At 62.3% G+C, this 17,911-nt stretch carries 16 protein-coding genes; 8 read left to right on the top strand and 8 right to left on the bottom strand.

What is annotated here, in order from left to right:
- Positions 1-41 precede the first annotated feature (41 nt).
- From FHS81_RS00825 to FHS81_RS00800, 6 genes are all read left to right on the top strand, one after another.
- Positions 42-281 (top strand): hypothetical protein, encoded by a 240-nt coding sequence (locus FHS81_RS00825; RefSeq protein WP_183750146.1) that lies wholly within the window; start codon positions 42-44, stop codon positions 279-281.
- Positions 282-392: 111 nt separating this feature from the next.
- Positions 393-1,154, top strand: a complete 762-nt coding sequence (locus FHS81_RS00820; protein ID WP_183750145.1) for an NUDIX hydrolase — start codon at positions 393-395, stop codon at positions 1,152-1,154.
- Positions 1,155-1,265: 111 nt separating this feature from the next.
- The gene (rpoZ, locus tag FHS81_RS00815; RefSeq protein ID WP_183750144.1) at positions 1,266-1,649 is read left to right on the top strand and encodes a DNA-directed RNA polymerase subunit omega; all 384 of its coding nucleotides are present in this window, start codon (positions 1,266-1,268) and stop codon (positions 1,647-1,649) included.
- A gap of 456 nt (positions 1,650-2,105) precedes the next feature.
- Complete coding sequence (locus FHS81_RS00810) at positions 2,106-4,310, top strand: RelA/SpoT family protein (RefSeq protein WP_183750723.1); 2,205 nt, start codon at positions 2,106-2,108, stop codon at positions 4,308-4,310.
- Positions 4,311-4,883: 573 nt separating this feature from the next.
- The gene (locus tag FHS81_RS00805; protein ID WP_183750143.1) at positions 4,884-5,528 is read left to right on the top strand and encodes a LabA-like NYN domain-containing protein; all 645 of its coding nucleotides are present in this window, start codon (positions 4,884-4,886) and stop codon (positions 5,526-5,528) included.
- A complete protein-coding gene (locus FHS81_RS00800) occupies positions 5,515-6,195 on the top strand; it encodes a uracil-DNA glycosylase (RefSeq protein WP_183750142.1) in 681 nt (226 codons plus the stop codon). The genes FHS81_RS00805 and FHS81_RS00800 overlap by 14 nt, the downstream gene beginning before the upstream one ends.
- A gap of 39 nt (positions 6,196-6,234) precedes the next feature.
- On the opposite strand, the gene smpB is transcribed toward FHS81_RS00800, so the two are convergent.
- Complete coding sequence (smpB, locus tag FHS81_RS00795; protein WP_183750141.1) at positions 6,235-6,708, bottom strand: SsrA-binding protein SmpB; 474 nt, start codon at positions 6,706-6,708, stop codon at positions 6,235-6,237.
- 141 nt (positions 6,709-6,849) lie between these two features.
- Positions 6,850-7,743 carry a 4-hydroxy-tetrahydrodipicolinate synthase gene (gene dapA / locus FHS81_RS00790; RefSeq protein WP_183750140.1) on the bottom strand — a complete coding sequence of 298 codons (894 nt, stop codon included), beginning with the start codon at positions 7,741-7,743 and terminating at the stop codon, positions 6,850-6,852.
- Positions 7,744-8,154: 411 nt separating this feature from the next.
- On the opposite strand from dapA, the gene FHS81_RS00785 reads away from it, so the two are divergent.
- Positions 8,155-10,521, top strand: coding sequence for a lytic transglycosylase domain-containing protein (locus FHS81_RS00785; RefSeq protein ID WP_183750139.1), 2,367 nt, complete (start codon positions 8,155-8,157; stop codon positions 10,519-10,521).
- A gap of 265 nt (positions 10,522-10,786) precedes the next feature.
- Complete coding sequence (locus tag FHS81_RS00780; protein ID WP_183750138.1) at positions 10,787-11,749, top strand: alpha/beta fold hydrolase; 963 nt, start codon at positions 10,787-10,789, stop codon at positions 11,747-11,749.
- On the opposite strand, the gene FHS81_RS00775 is transcribed toward FHS81_RS00780, so the two are convergent.
- Genes FHS81_RS00775 through FHS81_RS00750 form a run of 6 tightly spaced genes read right to left on the bottom strand, consistent with a single transcriptional unit; the run spans position 11,739 to position 17,878 of the window.
- Positions 11,739-12,548 carry an MBL fold metallo-hydrolase gene (locus FHS81_RS00775; RefSeq protein ID WP_183750137.1) on the bottom strand — a complete coding sequence of 270 codons (810 nt, stop codon included), beginning with the start codon at positions 12,546-12,548 and terminating at the stop codon, positions 11,739-11,741. The two genes, FHS81_RS00780 and FHS81_RS00775, sit on opposite strands and share 11 nt — an antisense overlap.
- The gene (locus FHS81_RS00770; protein WP_183750136.1) at positions 12,545-13,342 is read right to left on the bottom strand and encodes a TatD family hydrolase; all 798 of its coding nucleotides are present in this window, start codon (positions 13,340-13,342) and stop codon (positions 12,545-12,547) included. Before FHS81_RS00770 ends, FHS81_RS00775 begins: the two co-directional genes overlap by 4 nt.
- On the bottom strand, positions 13,342-14,898 hold the full coding sequence (gene metG, locus FHS81_RS00765; protein ID WP_183750135.1) for a methionine--tRNA ligase: 1,557 nt from the start codon (positions 14,896-14,898) through the stop codon (positions 13,342-13,344). Before metG ends, FHS81_RS00770 begins: the two co-directional genes overlap by 1 nt.
- 21 nt (positions 14,899-14,919) lie before the next feature.
- Positions 14,920-15,987 (bottom strand): DNA polymerase III subunit delta', encoded by a 1,068-nt coding sequence (locus FHS81_RS00760; protein WP_183750134.1) that lies wholly within the window; start codon positions 15,985-15,987, stop codon positions 14,920-14,922.
- On the bottom strand, positions 15,984-16,691 hold the full coding sequence (gene tmk, locus FHS81_RS00755; protein ID WP_183750133.1) for a dTMP kinase: 708 nt from the start codon (positions 16,689-16,691) through the stop codon (positions 15,984-15,986). Before tmk ends, FHS81_RS00760 begins: the two co-directional genes overlap by 4 nt.
- A complete protein-coding gene (locus FHS81_RS00750; protein WP_183750132.1) occupies positions 16,688-17,878 on the bottom strand; it encodes a D-alanyl-D-alanine carboxypeptidase family protein in 1,191 nt (396 codons plus the stop codon). The genes tmk and FHS81_RS00750 overlap by 4 nt, the downstream gene beginning before the upstream one ends.
- Positions 17,879-17,911: the final 33 nt, after the last annotated feature.

The following is a 17,911-nucleotide window of genomic DNA, read 5'->3' as shown; positions in this document are numbered from 1 at the left end:
TGGCTTTGCTGGTGGCTTCTTCATTCCGAAGGGGAGTTATCATGACCGAAGACCAGCTTGGCACTAATCTGCTGACGCTTTATGCTCAACTCACACCATGGGTGCAGGCGTTTGTGGCGTTATTGACATGCATTGTTTTGCTCGGGATCGTTTATTTCATTAAGGAAACTGTTGTTGCGCTGACGACTCCGTTCATCCGCAGGCCGACACGGCGGATCATACGGCGCGTGCAGACCCGTGTATTGTCACGGAACGGGCCGACCATTGAGCTGGATGAATGACGAACCATGCATCCGCATTCCGTAAACCGCCGCCTTTGCGTGTGCGGTGACAGGCTTTCGTTAAAAAACCCGAAGGCTTGATAAGAACAAGAGGGGGGGGGACCACACGCCATGACCAGTGGTGACATTTGCAACGGTGACATTCGCATTGGTGACGTTCAGGCCGATGCTACCGATGCCGAAGCGACGGAAACCGCCGCAGCCGCGATAGAACCGCGCGACGCCGCCTCGCTCATCATTCTCGATCAGACGCCGAAAGGCATCTACATGCTGATGGGCAAGCGGCACGAAGGGCATGTCTTCATGCCCGGCGCGTATGTCTTTCCGGGCGGGCGCGTGGAAGCCTGCGACAGCGAAATGGTGGTGGCCGGCATGCTTCATCCGGCTGCCGAGCACAAGCTGATGCAGCATGTCGCAGACCCCTCTCCCTTCGGCGCGCGGGCGCTGGCGCTGGCCGCCATCCGCGAGACGTTCGAGGAAACCGGCCATCTCGTCGGCTCCACGGACTACGGCGCGCCGGAGGAAACCCCGCCGGGCTGGGAAGCCTTCGCGGAGCACGGCGTGTTTCCGGAGCTGGACATGCTGCACTTCATCGCCCGCGCCATCACCCCGCCGCACTATCCGCGGCGGTTCGATGCCCGCTTTTTCGTCGTCGATGCCTCGGCCATCGTGCACACAGTGCCGGGCGCGGTGGAGCGGGACGGGGAACTGGTGGAGCTTGCGTGGGTCGCCGTCGACAAGGCGGCCGACATCAACACCCCGCTCATCACACGCATCGTCGCCGCAGAGCTTTCGGCGAGGCTTGCCGCCGGTTTCATACAGGAAGCACCCGTGCCGTTCTATCACGGGGACAAGGTGGCCGGCACGCTCTGACGGCCTTGACTGTTGCGGAAAATGTTGCGCTCCTGCGCGGAATCGTGTAGCGGGAACGCTTCAACTGTTTTTAGCGCGTTTGCGTCTCGCGCGCATGGAGAAGGAGCCCCCATGGCTCGCGTCACCGTCGAAGATTGTATCGACAAGGTCGATAACCGTTTCGAGCTCGTTCTTCTGGCGAGCCATCGCGCCCGCATGATTTCCGCCGGCTCGCAACTGATGGTCGATCGTGACCGGGATAAAAACCCGGTTGTGGCCCTGCGCGAGATCGCGGAAGAGAAGTTCGCGCCTGAGGATCTGAAGGAAGAGCTGATCCATTCGCTCCAGAAGTATGTGGAAGTGGATGAGCCGGAGGAAGACGCCGTGCCGTTGATCGGCACCTCGGTCGGCTCCGTGGACGACAGCGAGATCCAGTTCGACCGCATGAGCGAGGACGATCTGCTGCGTGGCCTCGAAGGGCTCGTGCCCCCGGCAGCCTCCGACGAAGACGACTGACATCGGCAGACGGACACGCCCCCTGCGGCGCCCCCCGTCCCGGCGATATATCCACGATCAGGCCCGGAGCAATCCGGGCCTTTCTGGTTTCAGGACTTGCCGGTTTGGCGCTCGCCGGTTTTGGCGCCTCCTGATTTTAGCCATGAAATCCAGCCATCAATAGCCTCTGACGCCCTTCCCGGCCTTCAAACCGGCATGGCAGGAGACGTGTCAATCGGGCCATGGAACTGGAAGCGTTCAAAGCGCTTTGTTTTTTCTGCGTGACCTTTGTAAGATTTCAACCTGCGCCTGACGGAAGGTTTCCGCCACGGTCGCGGGTGGCGTTTTAATGTGGTGGACATACAGGTGACGAACGGCGACCAAATAACAGTGGAGACTGAATCCGCTCAGGCCCATGACAGGACGACACAGGCCGAGACCACCTCACCCCGCACCGCGGGCAGGCAGGCGCCGCCCATGATGCGCCAGTATGAGCTTGTCGAGCGCGTCAAACGCTATCACCCGGAGGCGGACGAAACGCTGTTGAACCGGGCCTATGTCTATGCCATGCGCGCCCACGGCACGCAGACCCGCGCTTCCGGCGACCTGTTTTTTTCGCATCCGCTGGAAGTGGCGGCAATTCTCACCGACCTGAGGCTGGACGACGCGACCATCGTCGCAGCGGTTCTGCACGACACCATTGAGGACACCAGCGCGACGCGCGAGGAAATCGACCAGCTTTTCGGGCCGGAAATCGGCGCGCTGGTGGATGGGCTGACCAAGATCAAGAAGCTGGACTTCGTTTCGCGCAAGGCGACGCAGGGCGAGAACTTTCGCAAGCTGCTGCTGGCCATCGCCGCCGATGTGCGGGTTCTGCTGGTGAAACTGGCCGACCGGCTGCACAACATGCGCACGCTGGGCTTCATGCGGGAGGACAAGCGCGCCCGCATCGCCGAGGAAACGCTGGAAATCTACGCCCCGCTCGCCGGCCGCATGGGTATTCAGGAGCTTCGCGACGAGCTGGAAGATCTGGCGTTCCGCAACCTCAAGCCGGAAGCCTTCGAAACCATCGCCAAACGGCTGGAGAATGTCAGCGCCCGCAACGGTCAACTGGTCGAAACCATCGAGCGCGACCTCACCCAGCGCCTTGCCGAGCAAGGCATCGCCGCGCGCGTAAAGGGCCGGCGCAAGCGCCCCTATTCCATCTGGAAGAAGATGGAGCGCAAGTCTCTCGGCTTCGAGCAGCTTTCGGATATTTTCGCCTTCCGCATCATCGTGGACACCATCGACGATTGTTATCGCGCGCTCGGCGTGGTTCACACCGCGTGGCCCATGGTGCCCGGGCGTTACAAGGACTATGTGTCCACGCCCAAGCAGAACGATTACCGCTCCATCCACACCACGGTCATCGGCCCTGGCCATCAGCGCGTCGAGTTGCAGATCCGCACCGAAGACATGGATAGCGTGGCCGAATACGGTATTGCCGCCCACACGCTCTACAAGGACGGCCGCACGGACCAGCCGTCCAAGCTGCTCAACGAAAGCCGCGCTTACCAATGGCTGCGGCGCACAGTCGATCTATTGGCGGAAGGCGACAGCCCGGAAGAGTTTCTGGAACACACCAAGCTGGAGCTGTTTCACGACCAGGTGTTCTGCTTCACGCCGAAGGGGCGGCTCATTGCCCTGCCACGGCGCGCGACCCCCATCGATTTTGCCTATGCCGTGCACACCAACATCGGCAACACCGCGGTCGGCGCCAAGATCAACGGCCAGATCGCGTCCCTGCTGTCAGAGCTTGAAAATGGCGACGAAGTGGAAATCACCCGCGCCGACGGGCAGGTTCCGCCCCCGGCATGGGAATCGCTCGTCGTCACCGGCAAGGCCCGGGCGGCCATTCGCCGCGCCACGCGTGACGCTGTGCGCCGCCAATACGCCGGGCTGGGCCGACAGATTCTCGAACGCGCCTTCGAGCGCGCCGGACGCGCCTATTCCGACGAGAAGCTGAAAGCCTCGCTACCAAGGCTTGCCCGCACGGGCATCGACGACACGCTCGCCGCCGTGGGTCGTGGAGAAATCTTTTCCGGCGATGTCGTCAAGGCCGTCTACCCCGATTACAAGGACGAGCGCCGTCCCACGGTGGATGGCCTCTCGGGCCATGGCTGGTTTGGCCTCAAGGGCAGCGAAAGCCTGAAGTTCAAGGTGCCGGACGGCAGCAGCAAGCCGGACGGGCGGGCCATTCCCGTGCGCGGTTTCAACAGCGAGCTGCCCATCACCTTCGCACCCGAGGGCGGCGCGGTGCCGGGAGACCGCATCGTCGGCATCCTGACGCCGGGAGAGGGCATCACCATCTACCCCATTCAGTCGAAGGCGCTGGCGCGGTTCGAGCAGGAGCCGGAGCGCTGGCTCGACGTGCGTTGGGATGTGGATGAGGGTAACAATCAGCGTTTTCCGGCATTGATTGTGCTCAGCGTCATCAATGAGCCCGGTTCTTTGGCCAAGATCACCCAGATCATCGCCGATCATGACGCGAATATCGAGGACATATCGATCAAACGGCCGACACCGGACTTCTCCAACATCACCATCCGTCTGTCGGTGTGGGATCTCAAACACCTCACCAGCCTCGTGGCTGAATTGCGCACGACACGCGCGGTCAGCAAGGTTGAGCGCCTGACGGATTGATGAACGGAACAAGGCGTTGCAAGGCTACGCGCACTATCGATCAATAATCACTTCCATGGATACAGATATTTAAGCACCCTGAATCCTATGGATATACAGATGTTCCGATATTCATAAAATCGCAGGTTATACAGATTGAAATCAGATGATCCTGATGTAATATGTAAGGCAACAGAGCGTGCGGTGAATATGACCTGACACCGTGGTATCAGGCAACATCACGTCTTGCAGCCTGCATAACTGGTGACGGACCGGCTGTTGAACAGAAACACCTTGATTGTTTATCCAACGAAGAAAGCTTCGGATTAAGCGTTCAAGCGTATCTTTCGCGGCAGTTCCATAGTTTATGATACTGGCATATCGGTTTTTTGCGCCGATATTTTCCGGGCTACATATTTGGTGAGAGGCTGAAGTGATTCGAATCTGTTTGTAATGATAAAGGTTATTTTCCAATTTTGTCAGCGGGCGCCTGCCACGCACCCCGGCTTATTCACCATCCCGGTTCGTCACAAGGCAGCCTCACGGCCCCAGGCCGGTTTCCATTCATTCATTTAATGTGAAAGACCCTATGTAATGTCTGTGACGCGCCGCGCCTTGTTTATTGACGGGGCCAACCTTTATGCCACCACGAAGAGTCTGGGCTTCGACGTCGATTTCAAGCGGTTGCTGAGGTCATACAACCACAACGGGCGCTTGGTGCGCGCGTTCTACTACACCGCCATGATCGAGGATCAGGAGTATTCATCCATCCGCCCGCTGGTGGACTGGCTGGATTACAACGGCTACCGCGTCGTCACCAAGCCGACGAAGGAGTTCGTCGACTCCGCCGGACGCCGCAAGATCAAGGGTAATATGGATATCGAGCTGGCTATCGATGCGCTCGAAATCGCCCCCTTCATCGATGAAATGATCCTGTTTTCGGGTGACGGCGATTTTCGTTCGCTCGCAGAGGCCATGCAGCGGCGCGGTGTTCGGGTTATCGTGGTTTCGACGATCCAGACCCAGCCGCCGATGATCGCCGATGAATTGCGCCGGCAGGCGGACGAGTTCATCGACATCTCGCAGCTCATTCCGTTGATTGGCCGTGAGCATGGCGATCGCGCCCCCCGGCAGCAGCCAGAAACCGATGGGCGTCAGGATGACGCCAAGGCCCGTTCTCTGGTGGAGCGCCGCTACGGCATCCGCAACCAGGCAAACGAAGACGATGACATTGCGTGAGGCTCCTGCGACGGGGCCTGACGCGAATTGTCAATTCTGCCCGCGACTGGCGGAATTTCGCCACGAGTGGCAGGCGCGGGAACCGGGGTGGTTCAACGCGCCGGTGCCTTCGTTCGGCCCGTTGAACGCGCGGCTGCTCATCGTCGGCCTTGCGCCGGGATTGCGCGGTGCCAACCGCACCGGCCGCCCGTTTACCGGCGATTATGCCGGCGACCTGCTGTATGAAACGCTGTTGACGTTCGGCCTTGCACGCGGCGTATATGCGGCTTCACCTGACGACGGGTTGGAGCTTGTCGGCAGCCGCATTACCAACGGCGTGCGTTGCGTGCCGCCGGAAAACAAACCCACGGGCGCGGAAATTGTCGCCTGCCGGCCCTTTCTGACTGGCGCAATGGCTGAAATGCCAAATCTTCGGGCCATTCTGGCGCTTGGCCGAATCGCACACGACACCACGGTTCGCGCGCTCGGCCTCACGCCCTCACGCGTCACTTTCCGCCACGGCGGCCATCACGATATCAGCAATATCCGATTATACGACAGCTATCACTGCTCGCGCTACAACACGAGTACACGCGTGCTGACGCCCGATATGTTCCGGGCGGTTTTTTCAGATATCTGCACGTATCTGGAAGGCAGCGAACGTGGCCCGGCAGATCGGCCAAATTAAAACAACACCCCGCAAGCAGAGCGTTGGCGAGAAAACGCCTCAGCCCTTCTCACGCATGATACGGGCGCGATCGCGATCCCACGTGCGTTTCTTCTCCGTCTCGCGCTTATCGTGAAGCTGTTTGCCGCGCGCCAGGCCAATCTCGACTTTCGCGCGGCCGCGATCGTTGAAATAAAGCTTCAAGGGAACCACGGTGAAGCCTTCGCGCTGCGTAGCACCGATGAGGCGGCTGATCTGACGCTTGTGCATCAGCAGGCGGCGGGGGCGGCGCGGCTCGTGGTTGAAGCGGTTGGCCTGAAGATACTCGGGAATATGGGCGTTGAAGAGGAAAAATTCCTCGCCCGAGGGCCCGGCATAGGCCTCGGAGATGGTCGCCTTACCTGTGCGCAGCGACTTTACCTCGGTGCCGGTCAGCGATATGCCGGCCTCGATCGTGTCAACAATTTCATAGTTGAAGCGTGCCTTGCGGTTGTCCGCCACAATGCGATGCGCGTTCTTGTCCTTCGGCGCCATATAAACCCGATTACTTTCCCGAATGAGTTCCTGAAGTGCATGCCCGGAAACAACCGGGCATGTACCAAATTCTTACATCGTCTGCCGTAACGTCATCCCGTTCGATCAATCGGCGATCAGCGCAGATCGTTCCACACCGAATCAGTCGTTCAGCACACCGGCATGCACGAGTGCGGCGCGCAGTTTCGCGCTGGTTGCCTCCGTCACCGGCACCATCGGCAAGCGCACCTCGTCACGCGCCCGGCCCAGCAGCGACAGCGCATGCTTCACCGGCGACGGATTCGTGTCGAGGAACAGCCCCGTGTGCAGGGGCAGCAGCCGGTCCTGCAAGGTGAGCGCGGCGGCGAAATCCCCATCCAGCGCGGCGTGGATCAGGTCAGCGCACTGACGCGGCGCGACATTCGACGTGACCGAGATACAGCCATGCCCCCCATGAGCGATGAAGCCAAGCGTGGTGATATCCTCACCGGAGAACTGGATGAAATCCGGCCCCAGCAGCTGCCGCTGAAGGCTGACGCGGGCAACATTGCATGTTGCATCCTTCACGCCGGCGATATTGGGCAGCTCATAGAGTCGCGCCATCGTCTCCACCGACATATCGATGACCGAGCGCGGGGGGATGTTGTAGATGAAGATCGGAATGCCGATGGCATCGTTGATGGCCTTGAAGTGCTGATAAAGCCCTTCCTGATTCGGCTTGTTGTAATAAGGGGTGACGACGAGCACGGCATCCGCGCCGACTTCCTCGGCGTGGCGGGCAAAATCGATGGCCTCGGCCGTGCTGTTGGAGCCGGCGCCGGCCATGACGGGCACACGGCCGCGCGATTCCTCGACCGCCCAGCGCACGACATCTTTATGCTCGTCATGCGACAGCGTGGGGCTTTCGCCGGTCGTTCCGACAGGCACCAGCCCGTCCGTGCCGCTCTCGATCTGCCACTGGACAAACGCGCGGAAAGCGTCCTCGTCGACCGCGCCATCGCGGAAAGGTGTTACGAGGGCGGTATAGGAACCCTTGAATCTCGGATATGCTGCCATGATGCTCTCCCCGTGGATAAACGGGGACTCTCCCGGTGTGGCGTCATCAGCGGCATTCCCTGATCCGCCTCGATGAAAGCCGCTGAAATACGAATGCGAGTCGAACGACGAACGCTACTTAAACACTTGGATACCGATGCGCAAAGGCTCATATTGCAGAGGAGCGGCGATTGGACATCTTTCTTTCATGTTCGTCGGGCGCGATGATATGCAACAATCGGTGCGGTGGTTAACAATTCTTAAATCGCTGGCGGCGAGTATGCGGATGACGGCCAGCAAGCGCGGAAAGCGGCATGCCCGTCCAGGGGGCGGCGTTTCGTTGCCGCCCGATGCACCGAGGCATTTTGGCCAATCCCTGAAACACGGCAACAGCCGGTTTCTCGGCTTGAGCATTTTCACGGAGACCCATTGATGCGACTGGGAACAGGGCTTGTGCTCTCTCTGGCGGTGATCGCCGTTATCCTCGGCCCCGGATTGATCGGCAGCTGGCGGGATGACGACACCGAGCCAACGGGCTCGATAACCCCGGCAGAGCAAATCCCCGCTTCCGCGCCGCCAGACAGGCCCCCGGCCTCCGCCGAACCTTTCCCCATCGCCGCGCTTCCGGATACCAAACCAGCGCCGGAGCCCATCGAGGTGCGATGGCCGGAGCCGGAGCTGGAAGCGTTTCGCGAGGCGTTGGCCCTCTATCGCGCCAATAACATCATCGAGGGCGATGCCGCCGCCGCGCGCATTCCCGATCTCGCGACGCGGGATACGCTGGAATGGATTGCGATTCGCCTTGGCAATCCGGACGTCGATCTCGCACGCCTTCAGTCCTTCGCCCGCCGCAATCCCGATTGGCCAGGCGCGGCCGCACTGCGGCGGCGCATCGAGACGCAATATCTGCGAAGCCGGCCCGCATCGGCAGATGTCGTGCGCACTTTCTCGGCACAGGAGCCCGCAACCGTCGCTGGCCGGATAGCGCTGAGCGTGGCGCTCGCCGATCTTGGACAAGCGGACCGTGCGCTCGAAGTGGCGCGGACCGTGTGGCGCGAGGAAGCGCTTTCGGCAGCGGCCCGCCGCACCCTGTTCGACACTCACGGCGCCGGTTTCTCGGCAGATGACCACCGCGCGCGTTTGCGCACGCTGCTTTACGCGGAGAATTGGGAAGCGGCGCAGGAGACAGCGCTACGGCTTGGCCGCGACGAAGCCGCGCTGGCGGATGCTTTCGCCGCCGTCGCCAAGCGTGCGCGAGACGCCGGAAAGCTTCTGGATGCCGTGCCTGCGGCCTTGTGGGACAGGCCGGAATATCTGCTTGCGCGTGCGCGTTTCGACCGGCGAGCCGATAAACTCGAAACCGCCGGCTCGGCACTGATCAAGGCGGCGGAGCCCAACAAGGCGGCCAATACCCTTGCCGCGCGGCAAGGCCCCACGGAAGCTGCGGCAGAAGCCGACAACGACGCGGCCCAGGCCGGCGATGCAGAACCCGATGACATCGCCGCTCCTGCGGCTGCAGCCGACAGCGCACCGGACATCAAGGTCATCGCAGCCCCCAAGGTTATTGCCGCGCCGACGCCCGCGAGCGCGGAAGCGGGCGAACCCGCTGCGGACCAGGCGACGCTTGACATGCTGGCTGTTGGCCCGCGCTGGGCGCTGGAGCAACGTCTCGTTGCGCGCGCATTGCTCGACGCCGGCAAGCCCAAGGCGGCTTACGAAATCGCCGCGCTGCCCTTCGCCACCAGCGATGCCGACAAGATCGACGCTGCTTTCTTTGCCGGCTGGATTGCCTTGCGGTTTCTGAAGGATGCCGACAGCGCCGCGGAGCATTTCGCCACAGCCACGCCGCACGCGACAATGCCGATTTCGAAGGCTCGCATCGCCTACTGGCGTGGACGGGCCGCCGAGGCGCAGAAGGATGAAGCCGCATCGCGCGGTTTCTACAATGACGCGGCAGAGCACACCACGACCTACTACGGCCAGCTCGCGCGCACGCGTCTAGGGCTTGGGGAAGTCGGCGTGCGGCCTCTGCCCGAACCCTCGCAAGAGGCACGGCGCGATCTGGCGCAGATGCGTAGCGCGCAGGCCGTGAGATTGCTGATCAAAGCCGGTGAAACCGAACTCATCCTGCCTTTCCTGGCCGGAATGGCCGCATCCCTCGATGCGGACCGGCTGGCGGCGCTGGCCGAAGTCGTCGAGGAAGCGGCAGATGCACGCGCCACGCTTGTTCTCGGCAAGGCCGCAGCGCATCGCGGCAAGCCGTTCGACGTGCCGGCCTTCCCAACCTTCGGCATACCGGACATCGACACCACCGCCATAGAAGGGCCGATGATCTACGCCATTACCCGGCAGGAGAGCGCCTTCAACGGCCAGGCCGTGTCCCATGCCGGGGCGCGCGGCCTGATGCAACTCATGCCCGCAACGGCGCGGGAAACCGCACGCGGAGCAGGGCTGCCCTATGACGTGACCCGCCTCACCAGCGATCCGGCCTATAACGCTCGCCTCGGCGCGCGGCATCTGGGCGAACTGGTCGACCGTTGGGGTGGCTCCTACGTGCTCGCTATCGCCTCGTACAACGCCGGGCCGGGCAATGTCCGCAAGTGGATTGCAGCCTATGGCGACCCGCGCTCGCCCAACATCGACGCCATCGACTGGGTCGAGCGCATTCCTTTCAGCGAAACGCGCAATTACGTCCAGCGCGTGCTTGAGAATCTTCAAGTGTATCGCGAGCGCCTCGACCAAAAGACAGCGCTCCTGATCGAGAAAGATCTGCATCGCGGCCGCCGCGCGTCTCCGTGACGGCGCCCATCGGCAATGCGTGAGAAAAATCAAGGAACCGCTTGCCGCAAGTAGTATTGTGGTCACACGGTATTGCTATAGCTTCGTTTTGCGGCATCCAAAAAGATGCTGTTATTGACGAGCGATTATCCTGAAAACGCTCTAAAGCAGTAGCGGTTTGCGTTCCGGTCGATCCGTCGCATTGAACGCAGATGGCGAAGAGTTATGGAAGTTAAATCGGCTCAGAAACCGGCGACAGATCGGTTATCGATTGCGAGAGGAAGATATGGACGCCACGAAAACCGCCCGGCAAGCCCCCCGGAAAGCCGCCGATGCGGCGGCCCACGCTGACACTTCGGCCACGCAGAGCTTCCGTGATGTCTATATTTCCGCCAAGGATGGCCTGAAACTGCACGTGCGTGAATACGGCCCTACCGTTTCCGATCGGCCCGCCGTCGTCTGCCTGCCCGGCATGGCGCGCACCGCCGCTGATTTTCACGATCTGGCAGAGCTGCTGGCGAACGACATACAGCAGCCGCATCGCGTCATCTGCGTGGATTATCGCGGACGCGGGCTGTCTGACTGGGATCCGGACTGGACAAACTACAACCCCTTCGTCGAAATCGACGATCTGCAGCAAGTGCTTTCGGCGCTTGGCATCGACAGGGCTATCTTCGTCGGCACCTCGCGCGGCGGCCTTCTGGTGCTCGGCCTCGTCGGCGTTGCGCCAGAATTGATTCACGCCGTGGTTTTCAACGATGTCGGCCCGGTCGTCGAGCCGCAGGGGCTTGTGCGTATTCGTGGCTATCTGGGTAAGCTGCCGATCCCGGACAGCTACGATGAAGCCATCGCCATTCTCAAGTCCTATCAGGACGCACAGTTTCCCAGCCTCGACGCGCATGACTGGGAGTCGATGGCGCACGGCACGTGGTACGAATCAGAAGGCAAGCTGACGCTCGCCTACGACCCCGCCCTGCGAAACACGCTGGAAGGCGTGGATCTGGAAAAAGCCGCGCCGCCCCTGTGGCCAATGTTCGAAGCGATGAAGGATCTGCCCGTGCTCGCGCTGCGGGGCGAGCGGTCCGACATCCTTCGGCAAGAGACGCTTGATGAGATGAAGGCGCGCCACGAAACGCTGGAAGTCGTCATCGTTCCCGATCAGGGGCATACGCCGGTGATGACGCATTCAGAGGTCAGCGGGCCGATTGCCAGCTTCATCAACCGCGTCAGCATCACGATCACAGCGTGACACGCAATCCGTCATAGGCAGCGGCCACGCCCTCGGGCAGGGCCGCGCTCAACGCATCATAATCGAGATCCGCGTGCAGATCGGTCAGCAAGGCCCGGCGCGGACGCAGATTATCGATCAGCGCCAGCGCATCATCGACACTGAAATGCGACTGGTGCGGCATGTGGCGCAGTGAATCGACGATCAGCAAATCAAGGCCGCGCAGTTGATCCAGACTGGCGGCCGGAATGCTCTTCACATCCGGTGCATAGGCCATTGCCTTGCCATCGGCCTCAAACCGAAAGGCGAGGCTGTCGATATCGCCGTGATTGAGCCGCACCGGCAGAACATCGACGACACCGCCATCGCCCGAAAACTCCACCTTCTCTCCAGCCTCAAGCCTGTGCGCCGCGAGAATCGGCGGATAGCTGCTGCCTGGCGGCGTTTCGAAGCAATAGCCGAAACGATGCGACAACAACTCCAGCGTGTGATCGTCCGCATATACATCGAGCCGACGACGCATGTGCAGCACCAGCCCGCGCAGGTCATCGATGCCATGTGTATGGTCGGCGTGCTCATGGGTGTAGAGCACCGCGTCGAGATGCTCTATATCCGCATCGAGCAACTGCTCGCGCAGATCCGGCCCCGTATCGACCAGCAGGCCGGTTTCGCGCCCGCTGCCGCCACGGCGTGAGACATGAATCGAGCAGCGCCGTCGGCGGTTTTTCGGATTCGCGGGATTGCACGCCCCCCAGCCGCCTCCGACACGCGGCACGCCTGCCGAAGATCCGCAACCGAGAATGGTCACCGTCAACGTCATGCGGCGAGGCTTCCGGCCAATCTGTCCTGCCCGACCTTGCTGAACAGGCGGCGGAAGTTTTCCCCGGTCTGGCGCACCAACGCCAGTTCGCCGAGGCCTCGCACGTCCGCAAGCACTTTTGCAGTATGCGCGACGAACGCCGGCTCGTTACGTTTGCCGCGATGCGGTTCTGGCGCGAGATAGGGCGCATCCGTTTCAACCAGCAATCGGTCCAGCGGCACGCTGGCGGCAATCGCACGCAGCTCGGCAGACTTCTTGAACGTGATGACACCCGAGAACGACACGTAAAGACCGAGCTTCAGCCCCGTTTCCGCCAAGGCAGGCCCGGAGGTGAAGCAATGCAGCACCGCCGTAAAGCGGCCCTTGGCCATTTCATCCGTCAGGATGGCGATCATGTCGTCATCCGCATTGCGGGAGTGGATCACCAGCGGCAGCCCGGTGATCCGCGCGGCCTCGATATGCCGGAGGAACACCGCCCGCTGAATCTCCGCCGACTCTCGCTCATAAAAATAATCGAGCCCCGCCTCGCCAATGGCAATGCAGCGCGGATGCCCGGTATGCGCCAGAATCTCTTCAAGCTGCACATCCGGCTCTTCCTTGGCCTGCATCGGATGCGTGCCGATGGAGAAGAACACGCCCGGATGCGCCTCGGCGATAGCCCGATAAGTGGCCGCCTCCCGCACCCGCGTAGAGATCGTCACGACCTGCCCGACGCCCGCCGCAGCAGCGCGCGCGAGCACGTTGTCCAGCTCCCCGGAGAAGTAGTCGAGGTGGCAATGCGAATCGACAAGCATCAGGAGGCGCTCCCCTCCTCCGGCTCGACATAGCGCGGAAAGATACCCGCAGGCTCCGGCAACGTCACACCCGGCGCAATGCGCCCGTCAGGCCCCAGAGCGGCGAAGTCGCGTGCGTCTTCAGGAACCGCCAGCAGATCCAGCAGGCGTCCCGCTGCTTCCGGCGTCGCAATCTGGGCGAAGATCGCCACCTGCCGCAGCACTTCCGCGGTGACATAGAGCACCGTGTCGGCGCGCGCGGGATCGGTCTTACGCAAGGCCCACGGCGCCTGCGCGGCGAAGTAGCGATTGGCGTCGGCCACCACGGCCCAGACATCGGCCAGGATCGTATGAATGGCGAAATCGCCGATCGCCGCACGTGCCTTGGCCAGCAGCGCATCCGTCGCGGCGAGCAGCGTTTCGTCGGCCGGCTCCAGCGGACCGGGCGCGGGCAGCGCGCCGCCGAGATTCTTGGCGATCATGGACAGCGAACGCTGGGCCAGATTACCAAGATCGTTGGCCAAATCCGCATTGATACGGTTGACGATGGCCTCATGGCTATAGCTGCCGTCCTGCCCGAAAGGCACCTCGCGCAACAGGAAGTAGCGCAACTGGTCCGTGCCGTAAGCTTTTGAAAGCGCAACCGGATCGATAACATTACCGAGCGACTTGGACATCTTCTCGCCGCGGTTGGTCAGGAAGCCGTGGCCGAAAACGCGCCTGGGCGTCGGCAATCCCGCCGAGAGCAGGAACGCCGGCCAATAAACGGCGTGGAAGCGCGTGATGTCCTTGCCGATGACATGCGCATCCGCCGGCCAGAAGCGCCAGTCGGCATCGTTCTCATCCGGAAAGCCGATTCCCGTCAGATAGTTGGTCAGCGCATCGACCCAGACATACATCACATGCCCGGGCGCGTCCGGCACCGGCACGCCCCACGACAGCGTCGTGCGCGAGATCGAGAGATCCTGCAACCCACCCTTGACGAAATTCACCACCTCGTTGCGGCGGCTGTCCGGGCCAATGAAGTCCGGATTGGCTTCATAGAAAGCCAGCAGCCGGTCCTGATATGCGGACAGGCGGAAGAACCACGTTTCTTCCTCCGTCCACTCAACCGGCGTGTTCTGCGGCCCATAACGCACGCCGTCGCGCAGCGTGGTTTCGCTCTCGTCGTAGAACGCCTCGTCGCGAACGGAATACCAGCCGGCATAGGTATCGAGGAAAATGTCGCCCGCCGCCTTCATGCGCCGCCACAGCTCCTGCGACGCCACATAATGTGCCGGCTCCGTCGTGCGGATGAAGCGGTCACGCGAAATGGCCAGCGCATCCGCCATGGCGACGAACTGCGCCGTGTGCCTGTCGGAAAGTTCCTTGGGGCCGATGCCTTCCTTCGCCGCCGTCTGCGCCATCTTCAGACCGTGCTCGTCCACGCCGGTCATGAAGAAGACGTCATATCCGTCAAGCCGCTTGAAGCGCGCGATAGCATCGGTCGCGATCGCCTCGTAGGCGTGGCCGATGTGGGGCGCGCCATTGGGGTAGGATATGGCGGTGGTGATATAGAAGGTTTCGGGTGCGGCCATCAGTCTCTGCCAAAATTGGTGTCATGCGGCGTGCGCGTGCCGGACTGCATCCGCAAGATCATCGAACAGGCTGAGGACCAGCGGACGACGGTCGAGATTGAGCACCTGCGTCTCACGCGCCGCGCGTGCGATGTTCTCCCACACCTCGACGAAACGTGCAAGGTGAACCGCCCCCTGCCCCGCCCGTTTATGGATGACCTCGCTCACCCAGTCGTGCACGGTGGACAGCAGCAGTGCGAAATCCGCCTCGGCCTCACGGCCTGTCATCGATTCGGCCAGATCGTGCAGGGCTGCGCGGTCAGTAGCCGGCAGCCGCTCCAGCATGGCGCGCACGCGTTCCACCAGCGCGATGGTATGCGGATCGAGCAGGCCCAGCGCCGTCCGCACGGAACCGCGCGACAGGCTCGCGGCCTTGTGCAGCGTCGCCTCATCCACGTCACCGAACGGCGGCGGCAGGGCGCGCACTGCGCTGGCGACGTCCGCCTCCGGCAGGGCCCGTAACAACATGCGGCGGCAACGCGAGCGGATGGTCGCCAGCGTCCGTCCCGGTGAATGGGCGACCAACAGAAACAACGCGCGGGGCGGTGGCTCCTCGATCACCTTGAGCAGCGCATTCGCACTGGCGATGTTGAGGTCATCCACGGCATCGACGATGCAGATGCGATAACCACCGTTGCCCGCCGTGGACGCGAACAGCGACAACGCGCGGCGCACGGCATCAACGGGGATGATTGTGGACGCCGCCTTCTTTTCCGTCGCCGGCGCGCGGCGCAGCACGGCAAGATCCGGATGCGACAGCGCTGCAACCTTCGCCGACACGCCGGAGGCGGGGTTGACCGCCAGCGTTCGTGCATCACGCACCGCATCGGCCTGCGGATCGGGATGCGACAGCAGGAAACGCGCCGCGCGATAGGCGAACGTCGCCTTGCCGATCCCCTGCGGGCCGCCGATCAACCATGCATGATGCAGCCGCCCGGCACGGTACGCATCGAGAAATTCCCGCTCGGCTTCCTCCAGCCCGAACAGCGCACCGTGGCTGCGCGGATGGGGAGCGCCGGGAAACTGATCCGGTTCGGCCTCTGTGCTCATGGTTTATCTACCGGCTGCGCGGGTGTGTCGTTCCCGTTATTCCTCACCTTCGAGAGCAACCGGGCATCAACTTCGCGCCAGATCCGGTCCTCCACTTCATCCTCGGATGCGTCGGCGTCGATCACCGCGCACCGCTGCGGCTCGGCCTTGGCAATGGCCAGAAAACGCGACCGAAGATCCCGGTGGAAAGCCGGGGCCTCGCCCTCGAAGCGGTCGGTTGCCTCACCGCGCGCCTGCCGCCGCGCATCCGCACGCGCCATTCCCACTTCCGGCGGCATGTCGAGAATCAGGGTGAGATCGGGGCGCGAATCGCCGACGACGATTCGCTCAAGTGCACGCAGAATAGCGGCATCCGGCTCGCCGCTCGCACCCTGATAAGCCATGGTCGAATCGCTGAAACGATCGCAGATCACCCAATCCCCGCGCGCCAGCGCTGGCCGGATCAGCGTATCGAGATGATCGATGCGGGCCGCCGAAAACAGCAGAGCCTCCGCCATGGAACCGAACGAACGGGTTCGGCCCGCCAGAATAGCCTCGCGAATCGCTTCGGCTTTCGGTGAGCCGCCTGGCTCGCGCGTCGTGACCACGGTGAGGCCATGGGCTTCCAGCCGCGCGGCGAGCCGGCGCATCTGGGTGGATTTGCCCACACCCTCGCCGCCTTCAAGCGTGATGAATCGTCCCGGCTGCAAATCGGATGTGCTCATATCAGCCGCTCGAACGCCTGACGCACCGCCGACGTCGCCCATTCATATACGGCATCGAACGCGCGCCGATGAAGACTGCCCTGCTCCACTGCCTCGCCGGTTTCCAGCGGTGCTTCGAACATTCGCGTGGACCCGCTCAGCACCTCCAGCCGACCAATGGCTGCGCCCTTTGCAATCGGCGCCGCAATGGGGCCATCGTATACGATGCGCGCCGTCAAACGGGCATCGGGATTACGCAGCGCCAGCACGTCGATGTCCGCCGGTGCGACAAGCGTCACGACCTGCTTATCTCCACCGAAAACCAACGCTTCGCCAATCACTTCGCCAGCCGAAAACAGGCGGCGCACCTCGAACGACCGCAAGCCCCAATCCAGCAGCTTGCGCGCCTCCTGATCCCGGTCGCGGGCGGTTTTCGCGCCAGACACAACCGCGATCAGCCGCCGCCCATCCAGCACCGCCGACCCGACGAGACTGAACCCGGCGGCTTCGGTGTATCCGGTCAGAAAACCGTCAGCACCGATATTCAGCGTCAGCAAGGGATTGCGGTTCCGCTGGCGGATCTTGTTCCACATAAACTCCGGTTCCGCAAACACCTTGTAGAGATCGGGATATGTTTCAATAACATGGACAGCCAACCGCGCGAGGTCACGTGCCGTTGTCCGCTGATCCGCTGCTTCGAGACCGGACGCGTTGACGAAGTTGGAAGCCTTCAAGCCGATGTCATGCGCACGGCGGTTCATGGCGAGGCTGAAAGCGGTCTCCGTACCGGCGATGCCCTCGGCAAGCACTATCGCCGCATCGTTGCCGGAAGGCACAACCAGTCCGCGCATCAGATCCGACACCGCGATGTCGCTGTTGACGGAAGCGAACATGGCCGTGGACCGTGACGGCGCACCGCCGGTTCGCCACGCGTATTCCGAGACGTGAAATTGCTGATCCGGCGATACCCGCCCCTCGCTGATCTCGTGGAACAGCACCTCGGCGGTCATGATTTTGGTGAGACTGGCGGGCTCGAAGCTCTCGTCGGCGCCTGTTTCGAAAAGCACCGTCCCGGTCTGGACATCAAGAAGCAGCGCACGCGGCAGATCCGTCTCGAAAGACTGCGCCTTGAGCGGGCCGCAAACAGCCATTGCGGTGACGATAACCGGCAAAAGGATCGCGAGCCGTCGCAGCCAGTTCCGGTCCATTCCCGTTATCCACCATCCGCGGCCGTACAGTGC

The sequence above is a fragment of the Pseudochelatococcus contaminans genome (genome assembly GCF_014195635.1).
GTDB lineage: Bacteria > Pseudomonadota > Alphaproteobacteria > Rhizobiales > Beijerinckiaceae > Pseudochelatococcus > Pseudochelatococcus contaminans.
Note: the sequence above shows the minus strand (reverse complement) of the source record. Positions and strands in the feature narration are given on the sequence as shown.

Bases quoted from the DNA above. Each gene is read 5' to 3' on its own strand.
- FHS81_RS00825 (WP_183750146.1), top strand. From the start codon at position 42: ATGACCGAAGACCAGCTTGGCACTAATCTGCTGACGCTTTATGCTCAA.
- FHS81_RS00820 (WP_183750145.1), top strand. From the start codon at position 393: ATGACCAGTGGTGACATTTGCAACGGTGACATTCGCATTGGTGACGTT.
- rpoZ (WP_183750144.1), top strand. From the start codon at position 1,266: ATGGCTCGCGTCACCGTCGAAGATTGTATCGACAAGGTCGATAACCGT.
- FHS81_RS00810 (WP_183750723.1), top strand. From the start codon at position 2,106: ATGATGCGCCAGTATGAGCTTGTCGAGCGCGTCAAACGCTATCACCCG.
- FHS81_RS00805 (WP_183750143.1), top strand. From the start codon at position 4,884: ATGTCTGTGACGCGCCGCGCCTTGTTTATTGACGGGGCCAACCTTTAT.
- FHS81_RS00800 (WP_183750142.1), top strand. From the start codon at position 5,515: ATGACATTGCGTGAGGCTCCTGCGACGGGGCCTGACGCGAATTGTCAA.
- smpB (WP_183750141.1), bottom strand. From the start codon at position 6,708: ATGGCGCCGAAGGACAAGAACGCGCATCGCATTGTGGCGGACAACCGC.
- dapA (WP_183750140.1), bottom strand. From the start codon at position 7,743: ATGGCAGCATATCCGAGATTCAAGGGTTCCTATACCGCCCTCGTAACA.
- FHS81_RS00785 (WP_183750139.1), top strand. From the start codon at position 8,155: ATGCGACTGGGAACAGGGCTTGTGCTCTCTCTGGCGGTGATCGCCGTT.
- FHS81_RS00780 (WP_183750138.1), top strand. From the start codon at position 10,787: ATGGACGCCACGAAAACCGCCCGGCAAGCCCCCCGGAAAGCCGCCGAT.
- FHS81_RS00775 (WP_183750137.1), bottom strand. From the start codon at position 12,548: ATGACGTTGACGGTGACCATTCTCGGTTGCGGATCTTCGGCAGGCGTG.
- FHS81_RS00770 (WP_183750136.1), bottom strand. From the start codon at position 13,342: ATGCTTGTCGATTCGCATTGCCACCTCGACTACTTCTCCGGGGAGCTG.
- metG (WP_183750135.1), bottom strand. From the start codon at position 14,898: ATGGCCGCACCCGAAACCTTCTATATCACCACCGCCATATCCTACCCC.
- FHS81_RS00760 (WP_183750134.1), bottom strand. From the start codon at position 15,987: ATGAGCACAGAGGCCGAACCGGATCAGTTTCCCGGCGCTCCCCATCCG.
- tmk (WP_183750133.1), bottom strand. From the start codon at position 16,691: ATGAGCACATCCGATTTGCAGCCGGGACGATTCATCACGCTTGAAGGC.
- FHS81_RS00750 (WP_183750132.1), bottom strand. From the start codon at position 17,878: ATGGACCGGAACTGGCTGCGACGGCTCGCGATCCTTTTGCCGGTTATC.